The organism is Proteus sp. Marseille-Q3619 (assembly GCF_965283115.1).
The window spans coordinates 359,823-384,265 of sequence record NZ_CBDIMP010000001.1 but is presented as its reverse complement, the minus strand read 5'-3'; the positions used below and the strand labels follow the sequence as shown (position 1 = coordinate 384,265).

Sequence of the window (24,443 nt, the reverse complement as noted above, 5' to 3'; positions counted from 1 at the left end):
ACCATTGCAGATTTATTCGATTCAACTAGAATAACGCATGGTTAGATCCTCTCCGTATTACTGCGGCTGCTATCCCTTTAATCTGAGAGGTTTTTTATGTCTATACCAAGAGATCGTGGTTGGCGCCAATGTGTTAACCGCAAAAATAAACATCAAGAAATGGGTTGTTCTCGAGTGATGTTTAAACCAGAAAAAAAATGGTCTAATTTATATACTCGATCACTAAAAATGACCAGAGCTGCGCAACTTGGAATTGAATACCCAAGAATTTCTCGTAGTCAGCGTCGATTAAATGCGTTATCTGATAGTGAGTAATGATGAATATCTTATTTATTTGCAGTAAAAATCAATGGCGAAGCCCAACCGCAGAACTGTTGTTTGCAGATAGAGAAGGCATTAATACACTTTCGGCAGGTATGCGCAAAGATGCGCTATGTGTGGTTGATAATGAATTACTAAAATGGGCTGATTTAGTGCTTGTCATGGAATCTAAACATTTAAATCGATTATCTGCTCATTTTCCGACGACCATGCGCTATAAAAAAGCACATGTATTAGGAATACCTGATAATTATCGCTTTAACGATCCGGCATTAATTGAACTTCTCGAACAGAAAATTCAGCCTTATTTACCGATGGAAGCTCAACTTTCAACGAAATAATGCTTTTAATCTTGATAAAAAAACGCTCAGCTTAAAAATTAAGACTGGGCGTTTTTTATGCCTTGAATATTCTGTGTATAAGAAGAGTGAGTTTAAATTTCTATTTTCTTATATTTATCAGCTGTTTTTTCTAATCAGCGCAGCTAATTGAGCCAGTTCTTCATCACTCGCGCGTTCAAAATCATGCGATGAAAGATATCCAGGGTATTTCTCAAAGAAAATCTTTTGTTTATTTTCAATAGGCGCCCATTTTGTCATATCACCTGTGCCGTGCATCGGGCTAAGTTTACTATGAACATGATCAACCCCAAACCCTTCAAAAAACATTCCTGAGCGTGAAACATCGGGAAATGTTTTATCTAAGATTTTTGCTACTTTTTTTGTCGCGATAACCAATAATGCTAAAGCTTCATCGTTTAAATCAAACGCATAACTCGGGTAGTGCTTTTTGGGAATAACAACGGTAAAACCTTTGGTATTGGGAAAAATAGAGAGGAAAGCAAGATGATGATCATCCTCCCAAATTTTATGGCAAGGCGCTTTACCCGCAACGATTTGGCAGAAAATACAGTTATCCATAGTTGTAGCCTCATATCTATATTCTACATACTTCAACTTATTGAATTACTTAGCGTATAAGGTGATTAAAGTAGATTTCTTTCTGCTAAATCAAGTGCGAAGTAAGATAGAATTAAATCTGCACCTGCACGTTTAATTGAGCCTAAAGTCTCCATTACCACACGATCTTCATCGATTGCACCCGCTAATGCCGCAAATTTAATTTGCGCATATTCACCGCTGATTTGATAAGCTGCTAAAGGTAATAAAGTACGTTCACGCACATCGCGAATAATATCTAAATAAGCGCCTGCTGGTTTTACCATCAGCATATCAGCGCCTTCTTGCTCATCAATTAATGATTCACGGATCGCTTCACGGCGGTTCATTGGATTCATTTGATAAGTTTTACGATCACCAATTAAACGAGAGCCTGCTGCATCGCGGAAAGGACCATATAAGGCAGAAGCAAATTTAGTCGAGTAAGAAACAATACCTGTGTCGCTAAATCCTGCTTTATCAAGTGCGGCACGAATAGCAGCGACTTGGCCGTCCATTGCCGCTGATGGCGCGATAAAATCAGCACCCGCTTGTGCAGCAGCAACAGCTTGAAGCCCTAAATTATAGATAGTTTCATCATTATCAACATGTTCACCATGTAAAACACCACAGTGACCATGTGATGTGTATTCACAAAAACAGGTATCAGACATGACAATCATTTCTGGTACGGCATCTTTACAAATACGAGACATGCGAGAAACTAAACCGTCACTTTTCCAAGCATCACTTCCTGTTTCATCAAGGTGATGTGATACGCCAAAAGTCATAACAGTTTTAATGCCTGCTTTTGCAATGCGTTCAATTTCATAAGCAAGGCGTTTTTCAGGAATACGAACGACACCTGGCATGCTTTTTATCGGTTGGTAATCATCAAGCCCTTCTTCTACAAAGATAGGCAGAGCGAGATCATTTTTAGTCAGAGTTGTTTCTTGAAAGAGCGCGCGCAGGTTTTCTGACTGGCGTAGTCTTCTTAAACGCTGGATGGATTGTTCGTTGCTCACAATATCTCCTTTTTATGGCCAGTACTAACAAGTATTTACCGAGGTATTATAGACCTTAATATCCATAGATAGAATACTCGTCATATTTGAAGTTGTAGCGTTGTTGGCTACGTTCATTCGCACTAGTCACATACTTATGTATGCTCCTAGCGACTCATTCACTAGTCGCCTAGCTACATTTTGAATTATTTAGAGTATAGAAAGTTAGTTAAAGTTAGTTATAGAATAGAGGAATAGAGGAATAGAGGAATAGAGGAATAGAGGAATAGAGGAATAGAGGAATAGGTGAGGGGAAAATAAAAAAGAGCAGGATAATTTCTACTCTTTATATTGATTTTTACCCATTCTTTGATGAGAAGATTATTTTTTGGGCTCTTCTAATGCTGCAACCATTTGAATTTTACAAGCTGCAACAATTTGAGTTAAACCATCTTGGAACTCTGCGCGAGAACCAATTTCAGATTTGGCTTCACGTAAAGAATTAACAACCTCAATAGCACCTTCAGTGAATTGTGCTTCAGTTGCTTCCAGTTTTGCAAAATCAAATTTCTTTGCACTCAGAGAGGCCATTGCATCTTTAGCAATTTTCTCTGCTGGCTCTTTTGTATCATAAGCTTTAATTGAGATATCTTTAAAAGTATCGCAGTAATCATCAGCCATTTTTGTTGGGTTTGCAAAAGCAACAGCAGGTAATAATAGCAGAGATAAGAGAAGTGGTTTCATTTTAGCCTCATGTTTATTTTTTAGTACATATTTATTGAGTGTAACATATAAACAGGAGTGACGATAAATCAGAAAAAGTGTAAAAATATAAATAGTTAATATTTTTAATCCTATTGGTTTTAGCTGCTTTCGCTATAATTGTGTTTAGGGACAATAAGCTAGCAAATTTTGACTTAATAAAACTTTACAATTTACAATATATAAAATAACTCAAAATACAATAATATTAGGATTTATCTTTATTTACATTTTATACGATTAATTTTTATTTGTGTTAAAAGTAACAAAATGTGCGCTTTAAATATAAAAAACAGAATAAAAAAGTTAAGTGATTATCAGTTATCATTGAGATAATTTTAATACATTGTATTTAATAAGTTAATTTATGTTCGTGTTGGCAATGATGGCAAGATTTCTAATTCTATTATTTAATCCAAATAACATTAAAATTTTTAAACAAAAATAAGTTTTGATAGTGACTATTGGTTAAATACACCAAAAGAAAACAAACTCATTATCATTTGGATGATATGAAAATAATTTGAATAGAAATATTGAGGTGGGTAAAAGAAAAAAAAATCCCCTCTATAAAGATAGAGGGGTAGCTAAATGAATAAAGAATGGTTTATTTCGAGATTAAGTATATAGGAAATTTGAAATCAAAATTTGTTTATTTGTGCAGCACAAAAAGATTAGAAAATAGAATAAAAATATGTACGAGTACTCAATTCGAAAATAAATGTATTATTGACGATAGGCTGTCTTAATTTGGCTAATCGTATTACGGAATGTTTCTGCTTGTTTTTCATCATCAACTTCTGCAATAGCACGTTCAATGTTTAAAATAACACGTCCAGCATCTGCTTGACCTAATGCTTTTAACATATAGGTGACTAGTGTTTTTAAGCAAGCCACTTCTTCTGCCAATGTTTCTACATCTGCTTGTGTTTTAAACTTCTCGTTCATTATCTACGTTCCTTTGTCTTTAATTTATAAATCATATCAGGCTAGGTCATTAGAATAGCAAAGTCTCAGCAAGGTATGAATAGCGATAATGAAAGCATTTTATCATATTGAATTTGTTAGCATGATAAAAAGACAAAATAGCCAGTGATCCCATTTATTAGTCGAAATCAGGCTATACTTTGAACGTTATGCTTTTAACGTTAATACAAACAAAATGTGGTAGAGCAACCATTGCGAGTAATAAGAAAAATGCAGAAAAAGGGAAAATAATATGAATGAAGAACAATTATTACAGGCTATCACTCATTATCCCGCACTTTATCAGCGCAAATCAGGAAATACACATAAAGGAACATTCGGCACATTAGGCATTGTAGGCAGCTCAGAAGGAATGAGCGGTGCTATTGTGTTAGCAGGTAAAAGTGCATTGAAAGCAGGGTGTGGAAAGGTATTTCTTGGTTTTGCTCAATCACAACTTCCTATCCCTTTTATTGATAGTGCACCAGAGCTTATGCTTAAAACAGCACAAGCGTTGATAAATCAGCAAGATATTTCTGCTTGGGCGATTGGGTGTGGATTAGGATTATCTGCAAATTCTGAAGAAATCTTATCAATAGCTTTAGCTCAGCGTAATGAAAATAGACCTTATGTTTTTGATGCGGATGCATTAGTGTTAATGGCTAAGCTTAAATCAGAACTCTCACTTAATCAGCACTGTGTATTAACACCACACCCTAAAGAAGCGTCTATTTTGCTTAATTGCACGCTAAATGATATTCAAAATAATAGAGAAGAAGCGGCGAAAGAAATTGCGAAGATTTATCATTGCTGGGCAATTATCAAAGGTCAACATACCGTAGTGACTTCTCCGAAAGGGGAAATCACAATTAATACAACTGGTAATAGTGGATTATCAACCGCAGGGAGCGGTGATGTGCTAACAGGCATTATGGGAAGTTTTTTAGCACAAGGAATGACAATGGCGGATGCGGTGAGAAGTGCTGTTTGGATACATGGAATGTCGGCGGATATTTTAGTTAAAAAAGGTATTGGACCAATCGGATTAACTGCATCAGAATTGATTGATACTATCCGGAATATTCGCAATCAAATATGGACATTATCACAACAACATAATGCAAACTATTTTGAATAATCGCTTTTATTTTTTAGCTTAACGTATTAATAATTAAAGTAGGTTTATATTAAGATTAGGTTGTTTTTAGTTAATTCACTCACAGTAATCTTTGGGTTATTGCGATAGGATTAAGGCAAATGGAGAGTTAAGAGGAGTTATTATGTATAAAACGATTTTAGTGCCTATTGATATTGTGGAAGAAGAGTTAACCAGTAAAGCGGTACGACATGCTGTGTATTTAGCCAAAGAAACAGGAGCTAATTTACATTTAATTCATGTTCTTCCTATCTCTTCAGCAATCATTAATGCTTATTCATTGGGTTATCCAGAAATTAAAGATAAAGCGACAGTGAAAGCAGAGAATGATATGCAAATGTTGGTAGATTCGGTGGATTTGCCTGCTGAAAAGGTCGCTTATACGGTTACTTTTGGCTCACCTCGTGATGAAATTTTGGTCACAGCAAAAGATATTCAAGCAGACTTAATTGTGATTGGTTCACGTAGACCTAATATTAGTACTCATTTATTAGGCTCAACGGCAGCGGGTGTTGTTCGCTATGCTGAAATTTCAGTGTTAGTTGTTCGTTAATATATTACTAATATGCTATGAGCATCCCTCATAGCATATATTTTAGTTTTTTTGCGTAGCTTATCTTATTTATTCAATAAGCAGTTTATTGAATAAACAGTCTAGAAAGTGGATAAGAATGGAAAAATTTACCGAAGAACTTTTAAGGCTCGATCATTTTATTCTACGCATCTTACGCTATTATGTAATAGGCTCTATTTTCTTTTTCTTAGGATTATTACCCGGCGTATTAGGGTTTTATTTAATTGAAGGGCATACCTTTATGGAGTCTTCATTAAATGCAATCTCTATGTTAAGTGGTCAGCCAGTAGAGCCAGCACCTGCAACCCCAACAGGGCGCTTTTTTATTGCAATCTATGGTTTATTTCTTCAGTGTGTTTTTATTTTATCGATTGGGCTTGTAGTGACACCTTTTATTCATCGACAATTGCATAAATGGCATCTTGAGGAAGATTAAATAAGCAAGCTGTGGGTTTAACGCTACAATAATAAACAGACAATAATCTGATAATGAGGAGTTGCTATGTACAAGACAATTCTAGTACCTGTTGATATTTCAGAAGATGAGTTAACGACTAAAGCCTTACAACACGCTGTTTATATTGCTAAATTAGAAGGCGCAAAACTACATCTTTTCCATGCTATTCCTGATATTTCACGTTTCTCTATTAGTTATAGTTACCATTATGACATGCTCAGTTCTTTTGCAAATAAAGCACTTGAGCGTGTACAAGAACAACTGCAAGAATTAGCTAATGGTATTGATTTGCCAAATGAACAAGTTGAATTTTCAGCTGTATTTGGTTCTGCGAGAGATAAAGTTTTAGAGCTGGCTGAAAAAATTCATGCTGATTTGATTGTAATAGGCTCTCGTCGTCCAAGTATTTCAACACACCTATTAGGCTCAAATGCATCAGGTATTGTCGCTTATGCTAAACAATCCGTATTAGTTGTTCGCTAAAATCTTTATAAATATTAGAAAATAGTATGAAGCCCCTAGATATCTATTTAGGGGTTTTTTATTTTTGCATTTAAGCATTGCCATTTTAAATTGATTTGCGCTTGTGATTGCTTATTAATGCGGTTTTATTTTAAATACTCGGATCTTTATTGATTGAGAATGATAGTCATTCTAAATTGAGGTGATTATTATTAATTAGAGATGAGTATTATGTTGAATAATAAAAATTTTGTTGTTATGGATGTTGAACAATTTCCTGTTATTACGATGAAAATTTTTCCAGAAACATTGGAAGATGCAAATAACTGGACTGCAGAAATGGATGTTGTACTAAACGAAAAAAGAAAATTTGTCTTGGTTTACCCATCTATCAACAAAAAGGATAAAGAGCATAAAAAAGAAGATATGGAGGGGATGAAAGCGGTTAGGCGCTGGCTTAAAGAGGGGAAAACGCTTCTTAGTGAATATTGCGCTGGCATGATAATGACCGCCGATCCACAAAAAAATGATAAAGAGCAATTAGTACAACTCTCTTCTGTTATTTCTGCTGTTTATGGTGTTTCTGTATTTGTTGCAGAAACGCTGGATGGATCGTATATCCAAGCTGATGAATTAATGAAGTAATTAAATCTTATTAATTTCCTGCATTAAATTAGTTTATAAAGCACTTGTATGAGTGCTTTTTTATTAAAATAGCGATAGCTATTTGATGATGCGATTTAAAAACAAGAATGGGTATTTATCATTGTATTGTACTTTCCTATGCCAATATTTATGGCTATCCATCGATAAAATTGATCTACCTACAGCCTAAAATATTTTATTTGTTCATAATAGTATTGAAAGATAATAGAGCGAGAAACGAGCTATGCTGATAAACTTTATATTAGCAATGGCTCGTTTTTGATTAAAACTAAGGCATAGTATGGATAATGAGATAATGGCGGAGTGCACAGCCATTTCACAAGATAAACAGCGTGAAATTACCAAGTTATGTATTCAAACTGCGTTGTTGCTATTGCAACATGGCGCAGAAAGTATGCTGGTTGAACAGCTTTCAACCCGTCTAGGTTTAGCTTTAGGTGTACATCAAGTCGAAAGCGCAATTTCTGCTAATGCAGTTGTATTAACCACGATTGTTAACGGGCATTGCCAAACATCAACACGAAAGATAGTCGACCGTGGCATTAATATGCATGTTGTGACAGAAGTTCAGCATATTGTTATTTTGGTTGAACATCATCTTGCAGATATTCATGAAGCCAGAAAACGCTTTGAGCATATAAAACCATTACGTTATCCACGTTGGACAATTATTTTTATGGTTGCCTTATCTTGTGGTTGTTTCTCTAAATTAAATGGTGGTAATTGGGATGGCTTTTTAGTTTCTGCCATTGGTGGTGGTCTTGGTATGTTTGTACGCCAAGCATTAACACATCGCCAAATGAATCCATTAATTAATTTCTGTATTACGGCATTTGTAGCGACTTCAGTTTCAGGGCTATTATTAAAGCTCTCTTATTTTCAAACTACAGCGACTATTTCAATGGCTGCTAGCGTCTTATTGTTGGTTCCCGGATTTCCTTTAATTAATGCCGTTGCTGATATGTTTAAAGGGCATGTTAATACTGGCTTAGCGCGTTGGGCAATGGCAACAATGTTAACATTGGCAACCTGTCTAGGCGTTATTTTAGCCATGGCAGTATGGGGGTTAAGAGATTGGGCATAATAACGATAATTCTTACCCTGATTGAAGATATGATTTTAGCTGCTATTCCTGCGGTGGGTTTTGCAATGGTATTTAATGTACCTTCAAGGGCATTAAAATATTGCGCATTATTAGGCGCAATAGGCCACGGCTTTCGTACTATTTTAGTGATGAGTGGTATGAACATTGAGTGGGCAAGTTTTTGTGCTGCTATTTTAGTGGGGTGCATAGGTATTCAATGGTCACGCTGGTGGCTTGCACACCCTAAAGTCTTTACTGTTGCAGCGATTATTCCTATGTTCCCTGGAATAAATGCATATATAGCGATGATCTCAGTGGTGAAGTTAACGCAAATTGGTTATAGCGCGGAAATTTTTGAAGCTTTAGTTACTAATTTCCTTAAAGCTTCATTTATTGTCGGTGCGCTCTCTATCGGGCTATCCTTGCCGGGATTATGGTTGTATCGCAAGCGTCCGAGTGTATAAAAGCTTATACGGCGTGTTGTAGCGAATTTAATGTAATATCTAGCTCATTTTTGTCGGAAATAATAATTTGAATTCGTAATTTATTCTCAGATTCTAAACTGGCATGCGCTTTAACATCTTCGTTATTCGCATGCTTTTTTGTTATCTCGACTAATTCGTCCATCAAATTCAGCATATTCTCATTCATTTTTAAATTTCTCCAAATCATTGATGGAGTAAACCATAGCAAATCCCTTTTGCGTTAATGTCGAGAATAACGGCTTTTTCTATCACCATTCACGCTTATTGTTTTATTTTTTATACAAAAAATAGCAAGAAAGATTGCCCAAAATAAATCAAAAAAAGATAATATTAGGCAAAATAAAAATAAGATTATCAGTTGGTTATTAAAGATAATTCTTATTGGGTTTAATAAAATAAAGAGTAAGGCAGATACCACTTTGAGAAAAATATTACACTATACCGCGGTTGTGTTGGGTTTATTTGTTATTGGGCTAAATGTTCAAGCACAAGCCCCTGAAAATTTCACGAAAGCGAAAGAGATAGCAAAAGAACGTATTTATTATGATCAGAATCAAAAATCACAAGGAACGATTTATTGTGGTTGTGATTGGGAATGGGTAGGGAAATCGGGAGGTCGTGTTGATTTAGCCAGTTGTGGTTATCAAGTGAGAACACAGCAAACAAGAGCGGCTCGTATTGAGTGGGAACATATTGTTCCAGCATGGGTTTTTGGGCATCAACGTCAATGTTGGCAAAATGGAGGTCGAACTAACTGTGTGAAAAACGATCCTGTTTTTGGCAAAATCGAAGCCGATTTACATAACTTAGCGCCATCTATTGGTGAAGTTAACGGTGATCGTAGCAATTTTAGTTTTGGACAATTACCCGCTCAAGCACCTTATCAATATGGGCAATGTCGTAGTCGTGTTGACTTTGCTTCTCGCACTTTTGAACCTCGTAATGAAGTCAAAGGTCAAGTGGCAAGAGTTTATTTCTATTTACACGACCGTTATAACCTCTCAATGTCACGTCAGCAGCAACAGTTATTAATGGCTTGGGATAATGCGTATCCACCAACCGCATGGGAAAAAGAGCGTGATAGCCGTATTGCTCGTATTGTTGGATATCATAATCCTTTTGTAACGGGTGAAATGAAATGGCAATTAGGGCATAAAAATAGTGGTGCAGGATTATCTGCAACAAATAGTACGCCAGTGACTAGAGCCAAAGTGGAAACACCGAAACAAGCCAGTACACCACAATCGGGAGACATTAAGGGTAATGTAAATAGCAAGATCTACCATTTTGCACATTGCTCAGGTTATAAAACAATGTCAGATAAAAATGCGGTTTTATTTAAAACAGAAAGTGAGGCCATTAAGGCAGGTTACCGTTTAGCTAATAACTGTAAACAGCCTTAATCGTAATTATTTAGATTACATCCAACGACGAACGTGGCGACAATATTGTTGCCACGCTTGTGGAAATAATTCACTTAAGATTTTCTCTTCACGCACTATCGTATAGCGATCAGTAATAAAGTAAAACGCAATTGCCGCGCCCAAAAATCCCCAATTACCAAAAATAAAAAATAACCCAATACTAATATCTAAGAAACCGAGATACATAGGATTGCGACTTATTTTATAAGGGCCACTTATTACTAATTGTCGAGGGGTGTGATTGGGGTTAGGAGAGGTTTTTTGTTTAATAAAAAATGAGAGGCAATAAAAAAGCCAGATCCCTGAAGTCGTAATGGTGAGCAAACCGAGGTAAAAAAAGAAGCCCATTTTGAGAGAGCCAGAGTGAAGTTCAAAACCAATAAATGGAATTAGGTTAAGTAATAACCAATAAATAAAAGGTAATCGCAAGAAATTCATTTACTTCCCCCTAAAATAACACTTAATTGTTATTTTTATGTTAAGTCCATCTCGTTATAAATCATTTCAGTATTGAAAATATTTTTCTTTTGTCATTATACTGTCATAAAGCTTCGTTAATTTTCACTCTAACTCCATGATGGGGAATATGAATGACAGAAGCAATGGAAATATCTCGTTACTCACAGAAAACCGGCAACAACCGTTCATTGATGTTTAATGTTCAGGATTGTGACCGGTTTTTTTGTTTTTTGCGACTAAACAGGGTCTGAAGGGGACTCATCGGTAAGTGAATGGAATATAAACGGAGATGTCGATGACTTTTTGAAGACTAACAAGGATAAATTCCACTATGAGTAGACAAAAAGCAGCAACACGTTTACGCCGAGAAAATAAACGTACCTCACGTAAAGAGCAACGTAATGGGGCACATCGAGATAATGTTATGGTCTTACCAGGATTTGGGGATATCAATACAATTGGTATGGCCAGAGAAAAGCGTGATGAGAGGGTGTTATCTCCTCGCAACGAAGCACAACGCCAATATATAAATGCAATTAAACACCAGAATCTTATTTTTGCCACAGGGGAAGCGGGCTGTGGTAAAACCTTTCTCAGCGCTGCAATGGCTGCCGATGCCTTAATTAATAAAGAAATAGAACGTATCATTGTTACTCGACCTGTGTTGCAAGCTGATGAGGATCTTGGTTTCTTACCCGGTGATATCGCTGAAAAGTTTGCACCCTATTTTCGTCCTGTCTATGACGTATTAGTCAAACGTTTAGGTGCTTCATTTTTACAATACTGTTTAAGACCTGAAATCGGTAAAGTCGAAATTGCGCCTTTTGCTTATATGCGAGGCCGTACTTTTGAAAATGCATTTGTTATTTTAGATGAAGCGCAAAATGTGACGGTAAATCAAATGAAGTTATTTCTAACTCGTATGGGTGAAAATGTTACAGTGGTTGTCAATGGAGATATTACCCAGTGTGATTTACCCTCAAATGTAAATTCAGGATTAGCAGATGCTCTTATTCGATTTGAAGCCAATAATCGTGTAGGCGTGATTAAATTTATGCAAGAAGATTGTGTACGCTCTACATTATGCCAACATGTATTAGCTGCTTATAATGATTAAATAGAGCATGGGAATTTTTGTATACATTTAAAAAGGCTGCATACTAATGTGGCCTTTTTATTTGTTGATTTTTCTTGATGTGATTTATCTTTTTATTAATTGTGGAATATTTAATTTGAATAAAAAATTCCAAAATAAATAAATCCATGATTATTCTTTTTATGACTTGTTATTAATAAATTAATTGTTATTGTTCTTTTATTTATGATTTTTTAATTGGATAGTAATGCTAAATATTAATACATTTATATATTAACTAAATATAACGCTGGATTTAGTTTGACTTAAGTCACAGATTTAAAAAAGCGGATAAATTCATTTGTTGGTTTTTTAAATTATGACTAATATCAAATTGACTAGGGTCTCCTTTCATCACCTTTAGTTAATGATGGCAATAATAGAAGCTTATTTTTGCTAATTAAATATTTGTCTATTCTTGGGGTTATATATGCTTAAAAATAAACTCCCACTGTCATTATTATCAGTGGCTATATTGTCGACGTCGGCATTTGCTGCAACCAACAGCGCTGGTGGAATAATCTCTTTCTCTGGTGCTATTAGTGATACCACCTGTACAATTAATGGAGGAAACAGTGCGGACTTTTCTATTTTATTAGATCCTATTACCGTAACAGATGCTGGAACAACGGCGAGTACTGTTATTGCCAAAAACCAAAAAGAGTTTGCTTTGACATTCTCTGATTGTGCTCCTGCATCTACGCCAAGTGGAAGTAATTTAAAGATACATTTCTCATCTGCAAATACTATTTCCACCAGTGGATTATATTTAGTCAATGATACCGCGAATGAAAATGATCCATTAGTGGCAAAGAATGTTGGCTTTAGTTTATCAACACCTGCGGCGCCAACAGTTGCTATACCATTGAACGCAACTTTTGATACAGGTATTAAAGGCGACAAAACCGCCCCTGATTCAGATACTTTACGTTTAATTGCCAGTTACTATAAAACAAATGCGACAGCCGCTAAAACAGGGCCAGTACACTCTAACGTTATCTATACTGTTTCTTATTTATAATATAAAAAAACCAGACTCAATATTGGGTCTGGTTTTTTAGGATGTTTATAATGAAAAAGTTAATCGTTTTTTTAATGGCATTGATGTTACCAACGAGTGTATTTGCTAATATTATTATTAATGGTACACGGGTTATTTATTATGAAGGAACCGATAGTGTTAATCTTCAATTAACCAACAATGGTGATTTAGCTTCACTCGTGCAAAGTTGGATAGATGATGGTGATATAAACTCCACACCTGAAGATGCAAACTCTCCTTTTTATTTATACCCACCAATTGTAAAAATAGCAGGTAGGCAAGGACAAACATTAAGAATAAAAAATTCTAATGAAAAATTATCAGGAAATGTTGAACAAGTATACTATTTAAATATTCTCGACATTCCAGAAAATGCCGAAGCATTAAAAGGAAAAAGCTATTTGCAATTAGCGATGAAAACAAGAATTAAAGTTTTTTATCGTCCTAAAGATTTAACTGATAAGCCAGAACTTGTTAATGAGAAAATAACTTATCAATTAAATGGTGATAAAGTTTTAGTTAAAAATAACTCACAGTATCATTTCACGATAGCCTCGATTTCTACACAAGAGACACCCCGTGTTACGCTTGTCGATTCTGAGATGATCCCGCCGTTATCTTCTCGTGAGTTACCTTTAATTAATAAATTAAAAAGTAATTCCGCTGTTGTTATTTATGTTGATGATTTTGGTGTCTATAAATCACAGAATATTAAACTCTAATAGAGATAACATCGTGAATAATTCAAAATACCTCTCGGTTCTTATTTTTTTAGGAATACAAAATTATACTCAAAATCTGTATGCAGAGGGATTTGACACATCTTTATTAGTTGGAAAATCAAAGCATGGCGATATTTCACGATTTTATATTGATGATAAAGTACCTGAAGGAAAGCAACTTGTTGATGTGTATGTCAATCAGGTGTGGAAAGGGCAATTTGAAGTCAATGTGCTAGGGAATAATGCGGGGATTAGTTTTGAGTCGGATGATGTGAATAAGCTAGGTTTAAATTTATCTTTGTCGGCAAAGCAAAAAATAGCACAGCAAAAAACAATTTTATCCAATGAATTGGCGACGGGAGTTGCTTCAACATTAGATATTAATAGATTAAGGCTGGATATCACAGCACCTCAGATTTCTGTTAAACAATCAGAAGTGGGATATGTTGATCCCAGTTATTGGGAACAGGGTATTTCAGCTCTGATTTTGTCTTACAACTTAAATTACTATAATTACAAAGAAAAAAAAGGAAATAAAAGTAATAACGAGAGCTTTTTTGCCAATATTAATTCAGGAATTAACTTAGGGGCATGGCAGTTTAGAGACGAGTCTAACTATACTTATTATTCTCATGGTAAAAGCCAATGGAAAAATAATACTCGCTATATCTATAAAGCATTAAGCCAGATAACAGCAGGATTAACGATAGGTGATTTTTATACACCAGCCGCACTCTTTACCAGTATTTCATTTAGAGGCGCTTCATTGGCGACCGAAATGGGAATGCTACCTAATTCAAGTCAAGGGTTTGCACCTATTATTCGTGGTGTTGCACAAACAAACGCATTAGTGAGTGTTTATCAAAACGAAAACTTAGTTTTTCAGGAAAATGTGCCCCCTGGTGAATTTTCTTTTCGTGATATTCAGCCAACAGCTGGTGGTGGTGATCTGTTAGTGGTGGTTCAAGAAGCGGATGGCAGAAGAGAGTCATTTACTGTGCCATTTTCAGCCGTTCCCGATATGCTAAAAGAAGGTGTATATCGCTATAACGTGATGGTGGGGGAGTCACGTATTAATAATACTGATTATCGACCTAAATTTGCACAAGGTGAATTCCATTATGGTGTCAATAACCTTGTTACGCTTTATGCAGGGGGAATTGCCAGTGAAGACTATTATTCGGCATTGATTGGTAGCGGTTGGAATTTCAAATTTGGGGCGATTTCAGCCGATATAACTCATGCAAGTGCAGATCTACAAACAGGCAAAAAAACAGGGCAAAGTTTTCGTCTTGCATATAGCAAATATATGGATGCCACACTAACTAATTTAACACTGGCGGCTTATCGTTACTCTACCCGTGATTATTATAGCTTTGTGGACTCAATTTACTCTCATGATAATTACCAAGCTTGGAAAGATTATCAAAATGATCTTGCTCAACAGCAGGGAAATAATAATGCTGCATCTGATTTGGATCTCACAACATTTGATGCACTACGCGGCTCTAGAGCAAAAAATACGTTTACCATAAACCTTAATCAATATTTAGGCGGCCAGCGAGGTGTTATTTTCCTTTCAGGAACGCATCGAAATTATTGGAATACTGATGAGAGTAATCGAGAGTATCAACTAGGTTACTCAAATAACTATAAAGATATTGCTTATAATCTTTCGGTATCAAAATTAAGAAATTACGATAATAAAGAAGAAACTCGTTATTATTTAAATGTCAGTGTGCCCATTTCATTCTTTGATAAAAGAGCAAATATTAATACTTCGGTTTATGCCACTGATTCACGCTATCAGCAATCTACATTGAGTATGAGCGGAACAGCAGGTAAAGATGACTTGGTTAATTATACCTTAACAGGCTCTAATCAGACGGGTGGGAATAATTTAGTCGGTGCTAATGTGAGCTATCGCCATCCTTATAGCACTTTATCTGCCTCTTATACTGAAGCAAATAATTATCGTCAAGGTGGACTGGGAACCCGAGGAACTATTGTTGCTATACCTAGTCATATTGCATTTTCTGGGGATACTGGAAAAACTTATACTATTATTGAAGCGCCTATGGCGAATAATATGATGGTTAATGGGAATAAATCGACATTAACCAATAATCAAGGTGTTGTTTTAGTCGCGAATACGATCCCTTATCGAACGAATACTTATATATTAACAAATACAGAATACCCATCGAATGCAGAAGTTTTAGGAAATATAACGCATGTTACGCCTTATTTAGGTGCTGTTAATCATCTCACATTAACCACGGATCAGCGTAAAACGTTCATTATCAGAGCTTCTTTAGAAAATGATGAAAGCTTACCTTTTGGTACTGAAGTTTTAAATAATAAGAAACAGAGTATCGGTTATGTTGGGCAATCGAGTGTACTTTATTTAAAAAGTGATGCGTTACCTTCTTCTGTCTCAATTAAATTAAATGAGGCAGGAAAAACAGAGTGTGTGATTAATCATTTAGTTAATACGATGGATAAAAATAGTAATATCTGTCGATAAAGGAAAGTCTTATGAAATCATCTGCCTTTATATTTTTAATGCTATTAGGAACAATAAGCCATCAGGCAATCGCTAACTGTAAACCCGATAGCACTATTACTGCACCCAACGTTAATTTTGATTTATCTGCGGATTTAAATAGTACTTCAACAACGATCACAAAATCGAGTAGAACAACATTTCCAGGTACATATAAATGTACAGCAAGAGGATTATTATTTCCTAATACAGTGGGTATCGCCTCACCTTTTAATGATGGACGGACGGGAACAATTGGTTTTAATGGTGGTAAGCAGTTTGTTTCTATTACGTTAACGTCATTAGAAAAAGATAACGTAACGAATATTCCAGCGGGAACACATCCTGCTTCAGATTTAGATACTAACTTTACATTGAAATTTACGTTATTAAGTAGTAAACCTTCGACCAACTACACTGAAGTCAGTGGCAGTACAGCAATTGTTACACCCGTTATTTTAGCCTCTGATGCATCAAGTTTGGGGCTTGTTCAATGGTTATTGACTATTGTCACTAAATTAGTTCAATTTTTATTAACGTGGCAGTGGCCGGTTGATCAAAACGATATTTTCTTACAGCCGATGCAAATTACATATAATCCTGTAATGACAACATGTAATTTTTCTAATGCAGGTTTAATTGTTTCATTGCCGTTAATTAGCGTAAAAGATGCAAAAACGGTAGATAAAGCAGGATATACCCCTTTTACATTAAACTTTACTTGCCAAGATTTTTTGAGCGGTTCAAAAGCATCACGTAATATTAATATGTTTTTATCAAGCCAAAATTTATTGGCAACGGATAAAACCGTATTAACCAACACAACAACGCAAGGTGCGAATGGTGTCGGGTTCCGTGTCGTAAAAAGTGATAACACCGCAAGCCCGCTTATTTTATCTGACAATATTAATACACAAGGTAGTGCGACTAGTATTTTTAGTGTTAATCAAGGTGGCACCATATCCTCTGCATTTTCGATAAATATGGGCGCTTATTATTATCCTTATAATATTAATTCAGTAACTCAAGGAAAAATGACAAGTGCGGCAACACTTGTAATGTCTTACGATTAATAAGCCATAAAAAATGGAAGCGAAAATGAAAGGTGTTTTAATTCTATTATTCACGTTGATAACACATTTTACTCATGCAAGTGTGGTACTTGAGCGCACTCGTTTAATACTTTCTACCAATAAATCGATAATATCGTTGCAAGTTTTTAATCGAAGTGAACAGCCGACATTAATACAGAGTTGGGTAGATGAAGGGAATATTGCGTCCACACCAGAAACGACAACAGCACCTTTTATTGTTATTCCACCTATGGCAAAAATAACTGCAAATGGTGGATTACAATTAAAAATACAACAATTAGAAAACCGGTTACCCAAAGATAGAGAATCTATTTTTTATTTAAATGTATTAGATATTGCACCTAAACCAGAAAATAAAGAAAACCTCAGTACATTACAATTAGCATTGCAAACACGAATTAAACTTTTTTATCGTCCAGCACAACTTAAGTTAACCACCGAGGACGTTTTTAAAAAAATAGGGATAACTCATAATGGCGAATATTTAGAAATAAATAATCCTACAGCTTATTACTTTACAATTTCAAAGATTTATTTTGATGATAAAGAAGAGCTTTTAACAAATGCCATTATGGTTGCTCCTTTTGCAAAGCAGCACATTCAATATCAAAAGCAAGCTGATATGAACCAAGTAATTACTGTTATCTATATAGATGATGATGGAAATTATCAACAAGATAAGAAGAATATACATTAATTATATTTGAATAATAAGAAAGGCTGCATATTATTAAGGGAGTTAATATGCAGCCTGTACAGCCAACGCTTAGTCTTTAATTTATCGCTTAGCTTACGTCTTCGTTATCCATAACATGGTGACGTTCAGCGTGATAGCCTTCTTCGTCATAACCAAAACGCCAATAAGGAACGGCATAAATCAAGCTACGATCGTAACCATTATCACGACGAATATGGCGTCTTAATGCACGAATAATTTTGTCTTCACCTGCAATCCAAAATGCCACATTTTCAGCAGGTAATTCCCAAGACATAAATTCATTAATTAAGTTTTGAGTTTGTTCTTCAACAGAACCAATTAACCAGATTATCTCTAAGCCACTAGGACGTTTAATTTCTTGGCGATGCGTTTCGTCTTCTACTCGTATAACGACTTTCCCTTCAACATTAGGCTGCATGGCTTCAATTAAAGCCATTAAAGCAGGTAATGAACTTGGATCTGCTGCCATATAGTAATGTGACGCTGGTGCTAATAAAGGCTCAGGGCCACCTGGATTAGTGATCCCAATATAGTCGCCTTGCTTAGCATTTAGCGCAAAATGAATAGCAGGGCCTGCATCGTTATGTACTGCAAATTCAATATCTAACTCTTTTTGTTCAGGGCGAATAGCGCGAACACTATAAGTACGTACAATCGATCTTGGTTCGCCTTCAGGCCATTTAGGGCCTTTTTCAGAAAACCCTGGGACTGTTGGTTTAACTTGGCCTTCTAAAGGTAAGAATATTTTTAAATGTGCCCCCGCAGTATCTGTTGGGTAAGTATCTAAATCATCACTCGTAAAGGTGATACAACGCATTCCCGGTGTAACATCAGTAATGCGCTTTACTTGAACTAGGCGAGGAGGTGCTGGTTTATAAATACTCTTTTCTTGAGGTGTTTTTTTGTTACTCACGTTTTTTTACCTGACTCATTTAATTGTTTTATTGGCGTAGATATTATCATTTTCAATTAATAATGATAGTCATTATCAAAATTAACGTTGATTTAGTAAAGGAATGCGTGTTTTTTACTTATGTCTAGTGATTAGGTTCAAATTAACAATAAAGAAAAAAACTTAAAAATCAATGCAATAAGCTTAATGTAATAACTCTAAGGCATTAATTAAAAAGTCAGAGATAAATAAAAATACTAAATTACAATACGGAGGGAGGTGAATTGGTGTTCTTTTTTTAACGAAGGAATATTTTCAGATGGTTGTAACAAAGGTAGGAAAATCAATTAATACAGTGAGTAAACTTAATAAAGGTATACTCACTGTATTGTCATATTAATTCAGTACTAGATTAAGCTTTTGGATCTGGACCAAATCTGTTGTCACCTTTAGTACCTTCAAGGCACATAAAGACAAAAACAATTAATCCACCAACAGCAGGAATAAATGCAAGTAAGAACATCCAACCTGATTTATCTTGATCGTGGAAACGACGAATAGTCACTGCAAGGCTAGGCACGATGATAGCTAAAGAATAAATACCTATAATAATGCCTGCAATTGAACCCAGTGAACTCATTTCACCTGTATTCATATCTACTGATGAAATTAAAATAGCGTATAGAACAGCAATAATAATGGTATTTACTAGAGTAAACATCCAATATTCTTTTCTGCGAGCACGGCCTGAAAAGTTAGCGTAATTATTTTTAATGACTTCCAAATACCAATTCATGACTTCATCCTTAATTTAGTAGCAACAATACGTAAGCCTAGTGTAAGAGATCTTTCTTAGCAATTAAGATAAATCTAAATTATCAAAATATGTATTTTGAACAGACATTATCCATATCCACACTTTTAATAGGGTGTGGATTTAATTCTTGAGTTAATCATATGAGCATACCTGAATGACACATTTAGCGTGTCTCTATAGAATAATACAGATATGGATCCTCTAGGCGGCGATATCATAATTACTTTGGAAGCCTAATTCAACATTCATTCTATCTTATTTCTAGAGAAGAAGGCTTTTTATAGGATTATTTATATTTTTATTTATCGTAATACATGCATAAAAAAGATTTTATCTCTTATTGTTAATCAAAAATGATGTATTTAAAATGATTTTATCAAGGAGTTTGATTTAAATTTAGTTAATCATGGAAGAATAAAAATATTTGTTTTTGTATTTTCTTTTATAAAAAAATTATTTATATGAAATTAGCTGTTAAAAGAGCAATCTAATAAGAATAGGTTAAGTTTTAATGACATTAAACGGTAACCCACGATCTTAAATAAAGATAAAAGAGCTGAAGATAACTTCAGCTCTTTATTTACTTCATTTCTATTTTATAGCTTACCGTATTCGGCGCTAGTTAATTATATTGCTGTATGTACTTTGCCTTTACTTGACTTTCATTCCGGCTAACGTCATTAAAAAACGGAAGAGGGAAGACACAGCAAATAAGGCTAAAACACTACAAAACCAAATTGTAATCAACCATCCCCATTTTTTTAATAATGAGGGTTTACTTTGTATTTGTGGATCAGTGATAACCTTCTTCATAATTTGTTTTTCCTCTGAAAACGTAATAACTCCAGAATGTGTAAACGAGAATAATTGGAATAATAAACAATGCGCCAACTAGCATAAATCCTTGACTTTCTGGTGGTGCAGATGCTTCTACAAAACTAATTGCAGGTGGAATAATGTTAGGCCAAATGCTTATCCCTAATCCTGCAAAGCCTAAGAAAATTAAAGCTAGCGCACCAAAGAAAGGAAGGTAATGTCCTTGTTTTTTCACTGAGCGTAAAATTAACCAAGTGCTGTACAACACTAAAAGAGGAACAGGTAAAAAGAAGAACAGATTTGGTAATGTGAACCAACGTTCAGCAATTGCAGGTTGCGCTAATGGTGTCCATGCACTGACGGCTGCAATGACTGCAAGCATAATGAGTGTGAGAGGTTTAGCGACCTTATATAGACTCTGTTGTAAATGACCTTCGGTTTTCATAATCAGCCAGCCACATCCTAATAATGAATAGGCGATAACTAATCCAAATCCACAAAAGAGTGCAAAAGGGGATAACCAGTCAAAATAGCTACCCGCAAAGGTGCGATTAACAACCGGCAAACCTTGAACAACGCTACCCACGACAACACCTTGCATAAAGGTGGCTAAGATAGAGCCAAAGATAAATGCTTTATCCCAAAAGCCTTTATGACTGTCATCTGCTTTAAAACGAAATTCAAAAGCGACACCACGGAAAATTAATGCGACAAGCATTAAGGTTAAAGGCATTGCCAAGGCATCAAGAATAACCGAGTAAGCTAATGGGAAGGCACCAAATAATGAAGCTCCACCTAGGACTAACCATGTTTCGTTACCATCCCATACAGGGGCAACAGTATTCATCATTAAGTCACGATCTTGGTCACTTTTAATAAATGGATAAAGCATACCGATACCAAGATCGAAACCATCCATTACGATATACATTAAAGTACTAAATACGATAATGATGAACCAAATAACTGGTAAATCAATTCCCATGATGAACCTCCGGTGTACCTTTACGGATCAGTTTTAACATATAGGCATATCCAACACCGAATACAGAGCCATAAACAACTAAGAAGATCAGCAGGCTTATACTCATATGCATTTCACCATGTGCAGATACGGCATCTTGTGTTCGTTGTATGCCATAAACAACCCAAGGTTGACGTCCTACTTCTGTTGTAAACCAACCGGCAAGAATAGCGATAAGACCTGAAGGTGCCATTAAAAAAGTTAAGCGTAAGAAAGCTTTAGATTCATAAAGTTTCTTTTTATATCGCAGCCAAGTTCCCCATACACCCACTAAAATCATTAACATACCCAGACCAACCATAACGCGGAAAGACCAGAAAACGATAAGTGAGTTCGGTCGGTCTTCTTTAGGAAACTCTTTTAATGCTGGAATTTGTTTTTCTAAGCTGTGAGTTAAGATCATGCTGCCAAGATAAGGAATTTCTATCTTATATTTTGTTTCTTCAGCATCCATATCAGGCACGCCGAAGAGAATTAACGGTGTTGCTTCTCCTGGTTCATTTTCCCAGTGACCTTCAATTGCGGCAATTTTAGCGGGTTGATGTTTTAAGGTATTTAAACCATGGACATCGCCAATGAGTGCTTGAATTGGTGCTAAAATTAAGATCATCCATAAAGACATTGAAAGCATCTTTTTCATTGCAGATGTCTTATGACCTTTGAGCAGATGCCATGAAGCAGATGCAGCAATAAAGAAGGCAGAAGCGAGGAAAGCGGCAACACCCATATGAGCAAGGCGATAAGGGAATGATGGGTTAAAAATAACGGCTACCCAATCTACGGGAACGACTTGGTTATTTATAATTTCAAATCCTTGCGGTGTTTGCATCCAGCTATTTGAAGCCAAGATCCAAAACGTAGACATTAATGTACCTAATGCCACCATACAGGTTGCGAAAAAGTGAAGTTTTTCGCCTACTTTATTCCAGCCAAACAGCATCACACCTAAGAAACCGGCTTCTAAAAAGAATGCGGTAAGTACTTCATAAGTGAGTAGAGGGCCTGTAATTGAGCCAGCAAAATCAGAGAAAAAGCTCCAGTTGGTTCCAAATTGATAGGCCATAACCAAACCAGAGACAACGCCCATAGCAAAGTTGACAGCGAATATTTTTGACCAAAAATGGAATAGCGCTAAATAATCCTTATTGCGAGTTTTTAACCATAAACCTTCCAATACGGCTAAAAAGCTAGCCAGTCCGATAGTAATTGCAGGAAAGATAATATGGAAAGAAACTGTGAACGCAAACTGGATACGCGCCAAATCAAAGGCACTTAACCCAAGCATAAAAACCTCGTTTTATTGATATAAAAATGTAAATTGCAGGTAAAACGTGTGGATTAGTAGACCATATGACAGTAAGCTATAATAGTGACAATAAGTTTAAAAATGACTATAACAGTTTTGAGGTAAACAGTTTTATATGACTCGATATGAACAGCTTGCATCGCAAATACGCCAACAAATTGAAGATAATATCTGGCAATCTGGCGACCGTTTACCTTCATTGCGGGATACGGTGAAACAATCAGGTTTAAGTTTAATGACTGTTTTACAATCGTACCAGTTATTAGAAAGCCAAGGATGGATAACAGCGCGGCCACAATCAGGTTATTACGTTGCACATCGTAATAACCGTTTCGGTCAAGTAACCGCTAGCAAAGGGCTACACATGAGTGAAAATGTTGAAATTAGCACCTCTATTTTCAATGTACTTCAAGCATGTAAAGATCCTGAAATTATTCCTTTTGGTTCCGCTTTCCCCGATCCCAGCCTATTTATTCAGCCTAAATTAAGTAGCGCATTGGCTTCTGCTGCAAGGCATTTAGCGCCTCAGAGTTCAGTGATCAATCTACCACCGGGAAATGAAAAGTTACGCCGTAACATTGCACAACGCTATGCATTACAAGGAATTCATGTCTCTCCAGATGAAATTGTGATTACTGCTGGTGCAATGGAATCACTCAGTTTTAGTTTGCAAGCCGTTACCGAACCGGGTGACTGGGTCGTGATTGAATCACCTGCATTTTATGGTGCATTACAAGCCATTGAGCGTTTACGATTAAAAGCGATTGCCATTAGAACAGACCCAGTAACAGGAATTTGTTTAGATGAACTCGAAAAAGTGGTTGAGCAATACGATATTAAAGCCTGTTGGTTGATGAGTCATTGTCAAAATCCATTAGGTGGAACAATTCCTGATGAAAATAAAATAAAGCTGGTGGATATATTAGCGAAGAAACAGATAACGCTAATCGAAGACGATGTCTATGGCGAACTCTATAACAGCCAGAAAGCACCTATGCCAGTAAAAGGTTTTGATAAAACAAATAGCGTTTTACATTGCGCTTCTTTTTCTAAATGCCTTGCACCGGGATTTCGTGTGGGTTGGGTTGCAGCTGGAAAACATGCAACAAAAATACAGCAGTTGCAAATGATGAGTACAGTATCTGCGAGTATGCCAACACAACAAGCTATTGCCGATTATTTGTCACAAGGTGGCTATGATACGCATCTTCGCCGATTAAGATTATTATTAGAACAAAGGCGTTATCGTATGTTACAAGCGATACAAACGCATTTATCAGAAGATGTAAAAGTGAATATTCCATCAGGAGGATATTTTCTCTGGTTAGAATTTGAATCAACATTTGATGCGAATAAACTCTATCATTTTGCATTAGAGAGAGGTGTCAGTATTGCGCCAGGTTCAATGTTTTCCACCAGCTCTCAATTTAATCATGCATTTCGCTTAAACTCTTCTTTTCAATGGAATAGTCGTACTGAAAAAGGAATGGAAATTATTGGAGAAGGGTGCAGAAAATTACGACGTAAATAGCTGACGTCAGCGCACATTTTTAAAAGTTAACTATTGATTTATT

28 protein-coding genes are annotated in these 24,443 nt (G+C 35.7%); 17 read left to right on the top strand and 11 right to left on the bottom strand.

Annotated elements, in window-relative coordinates; genetic code table 11:
- Window positions 1–96: 96 nt before the first annotated feature.
- Together ACWPWK_RS01785 and ACWPWK_RS01780 are read left to right on the top strand one after the other, a co-directional pair.
- A complete protein-coding gene (locus tag ACWPWK_RS01785) occupies window positions 97–315 on the top strand; it encodes a hypothetical protein (RefSeq protein WP_109372151.1) in 219 nt (72 codons plus the stop codon).
- Between the two features lie 2 nt (window positions 316–317).
- The gene (locus ACWPWK_RS01780) at window positions 318–662 is read left to right on the top strand and encodes a low molecular weight protein tyrosine phosphatase family protein (protein WP_109372153.1); all 345 of its coding nucleotides are present in this window, start codon (window positions 318–320) and stop codon (window positions 660–662) included.
- Window positions 663–779: 117 nt separating this feature from the next.
- On the opposite strand, the gene ACWPWK_RS01775 is transcribed toward ACWPWK_RS01780, so the two are convergent.
- The 4 genes from ACWPWK_RS01775 to ACWPWK_RS01760 form a co-directional block, all read right to left on the bottom strand.
- Window positions 780–1,241, bottom strand: coding sequence for an HIT family protein (locus ACWPWK_RS01775; protein ID WP_109372155.1), 462 nt, complete (start codon window positions 1,239–1,241; stop codon window positions 780–782).
- A gap of 65 nt (window positions 1,242–1,306) precedes the next feature.
- A complete protein-coding gene (gene hemB, locus ACWPWK_RS01770) occupies window positions 1,307–2,284 on the bottom strand; it encodes a porphobilinogen synthase (protein ID WP_072064069.1) in 978 nt (325 codons plus the stop codon).
- A 360-nt stretch (window positions 2,285–2,644) separates the two neighbouring features.
- Window positions 2,645–3,007, bottom strand: coding sequence for a hypothetical protein (locus tag ACWPWK_RS01765; protein WP_023582004.1), 363 nt, complete (start codon window positions 3,005–3,007; stop codon window positions 2,645–2,647).
- A gap of 744 nt (window positions 3,008–3,751) precedes the next feature.
- Complete coding sequence (locus ACWPWK_RS01760) at window positions 3,752–3,973, bottom strand: DUF2594 family protein (protein WP_006536484.1); 222 nt, start codon at window positions 3,971–3,973, stop codon at window positions 3,752–3,754.
- Between the two features lie 271 nt (window positions 3,974–4,244).
- Between ACWPWK_RS01760 and ACWPWK_RS01755 the strand changes: the two genes are divergently transcribed.
- The 7 genes from ACWPWK_RS01755 to ACWPWK_RS01725 all read left to right on the top strand — a co-directional run bounded on the left by ACWPWK_RS01755 (window position 4,245) and on the right by ACWPWK_RS01725 (window position 8,854).
- Window positions 4,245–5,129, top strand: coding sequence for an NAD(P)H-hydrate dehydratase (locus ACWPWK_RS01755; protein ID WP_109372157.1), 885 nt, complete (start codon window positions 4,245–4,247; stop codon window positions 5,127–5,129).
- Between the two features lie 142 nt (window positions 5,130–5,271).
- Window positions 5,272–5,700 (top strand): universal stress protein, encoded by a 429-nt coding sequence (locus ACWPWK_RS01750; protein WP_036912874.1) that lies wholly within the window; start codon window positions 5,272–5,274, stop codon window positions 5,698–5,700.
- 118 nt (window positions 5,701–5,818) lie between these two features.
- Window positions 5,819–6,157: a hypothetical protein gene (locus tag ACWPWK_RS01745; RefSeq protein WP_072064066.1), complete on the top strand. Its 339-nt coding sequence runs from the start codon at window positions 5,819–5,821 to the stop codon at window positions 6,155–6,157.
- Between the two features lie 66 nt (window positions 6,158–6,223).
- Window positions 6,224–6,661, top strand: coding sequence for a universal stress protein (locus ACWPWK_RS01740; RefSeq protein ID WP_023582008.1), 438 nt, complete (start codon window positions 6,224–6,226; stop codon window positions 6,659–6,661).
- A gap of 210 nt (window positions 6,662–6,871) precedes the next feature.
- Window positions 6,872–7,285, top strand: coding sequence for a hypothetical protein (locus ACWPWK_RS01735; protein WP_109372159.1), 414 nt, complete (start codon window positions 6,872–6,874; stop codon window positions 7,283–7,285).
- Between the two features lie 301 nt (window positions 7,286–7,586).
- A complete protein-coding gene (locus ACWPWK_RS01730; RefSeq protein WP_109372161.1) occupies window positions 7,587–8,390 on the top strand; it encodes a threonine/serine exporter family protein in 804 nt (267 codons plus the stop codon).
- Window positions 8,381–8,854: a threonine/serine exporter gene (locus ACWPWK_RS01725; RefSeq protein WP_208623300.1), complete on the top strand. Its 474-nt coding sequence runs from the start codon at window positions 8,381–8,383 to the stop codon at window positions 8,852–8,854. Before ACWPWK_RS01730 ends, ACWPWK_RS01725 begins: the two co-directional genes overlap by 10 nt.
- 4 nt (window positions 8,855–8,858) lie before the next feature.
- On the opposite strand, the gene ACWPWK_RS01720 is transcribed toward ACWPWK_RS01725, so the two are convergent.
- Entirely contained in the window at window positions 8,859–9,041 is a 183-nt protein-coding gene (locus tag ACWPWK_RS01720; RefSeq protein WP_064720096.1) for a hypothetical protein, read from the bottom strand.
- A 253-nt stretch (window positions 9,042–9,294) separates the two neighbouring features.
- On the opposite strand from ACWPWK_RS01720, the gene ACWPWK_RS01715 reads away from it, so the two are divergent.
- The gene (locus ACWPWK_RS01715; RefSeq protein ID WP_109372165.1) at window positions 9,295–10,278 is read left to right on the top strand and encodes an endonuclease; all 984 of its coding nucleotides are present in this window, start codon (window positions 9,295–9,297) and stop codon (window positions 10,276–10,278) included.
- A 15-nt stretch (window positions 10,279–10,293) separates the two neighbouring features.
- Here the strand turns inward: ACWPWK_RS01715 and ACWPWK_RS01710 are convergent, their stop codons facing one another.
- Window positions 10,294–10,737 (bottom strand): methyltransferase family protein, encoded by a 444-nt coding sequence (locus ACWPWK_RS01710; protein WP_109372167.1) that lies wholly within the window; start codon window positions 10,735–10,737, stop codon window positions 10,294–10,296.
- Window positions 10,738–11,089: 352 nt separating this feature from the next.
- Here ACWPWK_RS01710 and phoH point away from each other — a divergent pair, with 352 nt between their 5' ends.
- From phoH to ACWPWK_RS01680, 6 genes are all read left to right on the top strand, one after another.
- A complete protein-coding gene (gene phoH, locus ACWPWK_RS01705; RefSeq protein WP_109372169.1) occupies window positions 11,090–11,875 on the top strand; it encodes a phosphate starvation-inducible protein PhoH in 786 nt (261 codons plus the stop codon).
- A gap of 448 nt (window positions 11,876–12,323) precedes the next feature.
- On the top strand, window positions 12,324–12,914 hold the full coding sequence (locus ACWPWK_RS01700; RefSeq protein WP_100160253.1) for a fimbrial protein: 591 nt from the start codon (window positions 12,324–12,326) through the stop codon (window positions 12,912–12,914).
- A 50-nt stretch (window positions 12,915–12,964) separates the two neighbouring features.
- Complete coding sequence (locus tag ACWPWK_RS01695) at window positions 12,965–13,657, top strand: fimbrial biogenesis chaperone (RefSeq protein WP_109372171.1); 693 nt, start codon at window positions 12,965–12,967, stop codon at window positions 13,655–13,657.
- 13 nt (window positions 13,658–13,670) lie between these two features.
- Window positions 13,671–16,184, top strand: a complete 2,514-nt coding sequence (locus ACWPWK_RS01690) for a fimbria/pilus outer membrane usher protein (protein WP_244185008.1) — start codon at window positions 13,671–13,673, stop codon at window positions 16,182–16,184.
- A gap of 11 nt (window positions 16,185–16,195) precedes the next feature.
- Window positions 16,196–17,275 carry a fimbrial protein gene (locus ACWPWK_RS01685; RefSeq protein ID WP_109372173.1) on the top strand — a complete coding sequence of 360 codons (1,080 nt, stop codon included), beginning with the start codon at window positions 16,196–16,198 and terminating at the stop codon, window positions 17,273–17,275.
- Between the two features lie 25 nt (window positions 17,276–17,300).
- The gene (locus tag ACWPWK_RS01680) at window positions 17,301–17,993 is read left to right on the top strand and encodes a fimbrial biogenesis chaperone (protein WP_109372175.1); all 693 of its coding nucleotides are present in this window, start codon (window positions 17,301–17,303) and stop codon (window positions 17,991–17,993) included.
- An 88-nt stretch (window positions 17,994–18,081) separates the two neighbouring features.
- On the opposite strand, the gene ACWPWK_RS01675 is transcribed toward ACWPWK_RS01680, so the two are convergent.
- The 5 genes from ACWPWK_RS01675 to ACWPWK_RS01655 form a co-directional block, all read right to left on the bottom strand.
- Window positions 18,082–18,927 carry a siderophore-interacting protein gene (locus tag ACWPWK_RS01675; protein ID WP_109372177.1) on the bottom strand — a complete coding sequence of 282 codons (846 nt, stop codon included), beginning with the start codon at window positions 18,925–18,927 and terminating at the stop codon, window positions 18,082–18,084.
- A 391-nt stretch (window positions 18,928–19,318) separates the two neighbouring features.
- On the bottom strand, window positions 19,319–19,702 hold the full coding sequence (locus ACWPWK_RS01670; protein WP_109372178.1) for a DUF805 domain-containing protein: 384 nt from the start codon (window positions 19,700–19,702) through the stop codon (window positions 19,319–19,321).
- Window positions 19,703–20,374: 672 nt separating this feature from the next.
- Window positions 20,375–20,536 carry a DUF2474 domain-containing protein gene (locus ACWPWK_RS01665; RefSeq protein ID WP_109372179.1) on the bottom strand — a complete coding sequence of 54 codons (162 nt, stop codon included), beginning with the start codon at window positions 20,534–20,536 and terminating at the stop codon, window positions 20,375–20,377.
- Window positions 20,517–21,524 carry a cytochrome d ubiquinol oxidase subunit II gene (gene cydB / locus ACWPWK_RS01660; RefSeq protein WP_109372180.1) on the bottom strand — a complete coding sequence of 336 codons (1,008 nt, stop codon included), beginning with the start codon at window positions 21,522–21,524 and terminating at the stop codon, window positions 20,517–20,519. Before cydB ends, ACWPWK_RS01665 begins: the two co-directional genes overlap by 20 nt.
- Entirely contained in the window at window positions 21,514–22,848 is a 1,335-nt protein-coding gene (locus ACWPWK_RS01655; protein WP_109372181.1) for a cytochrome ubiquinol oxidase subunit I, read from the bottom strand. The genes cydB and ACWPWK_RS01655 overlap by 11 nt, the downstream gene beginning before the upstream one ends.
- A 136-nt stretch (window positions 22,849–22,984) precedes the next feature.
- On the opposite strand from ACWPWK_RS01655, the gene ACWPWK_RS01650 reads away from it, so the two are divergent.
- Window positions 22,985–24,400, top strand: coding sequence for an aminotransferase-like domain-containing protein (locus ACWPWK_RS01650; RefSeq protein ID WP_109372182.1), 1,416 nt, complete (start codon window positions 22,985–22,987; stop codon window positions 24,398–24,400).
- The last annotated feature ends 43 nt before the right edge of the window (window positions 24,401–24,443 follow it).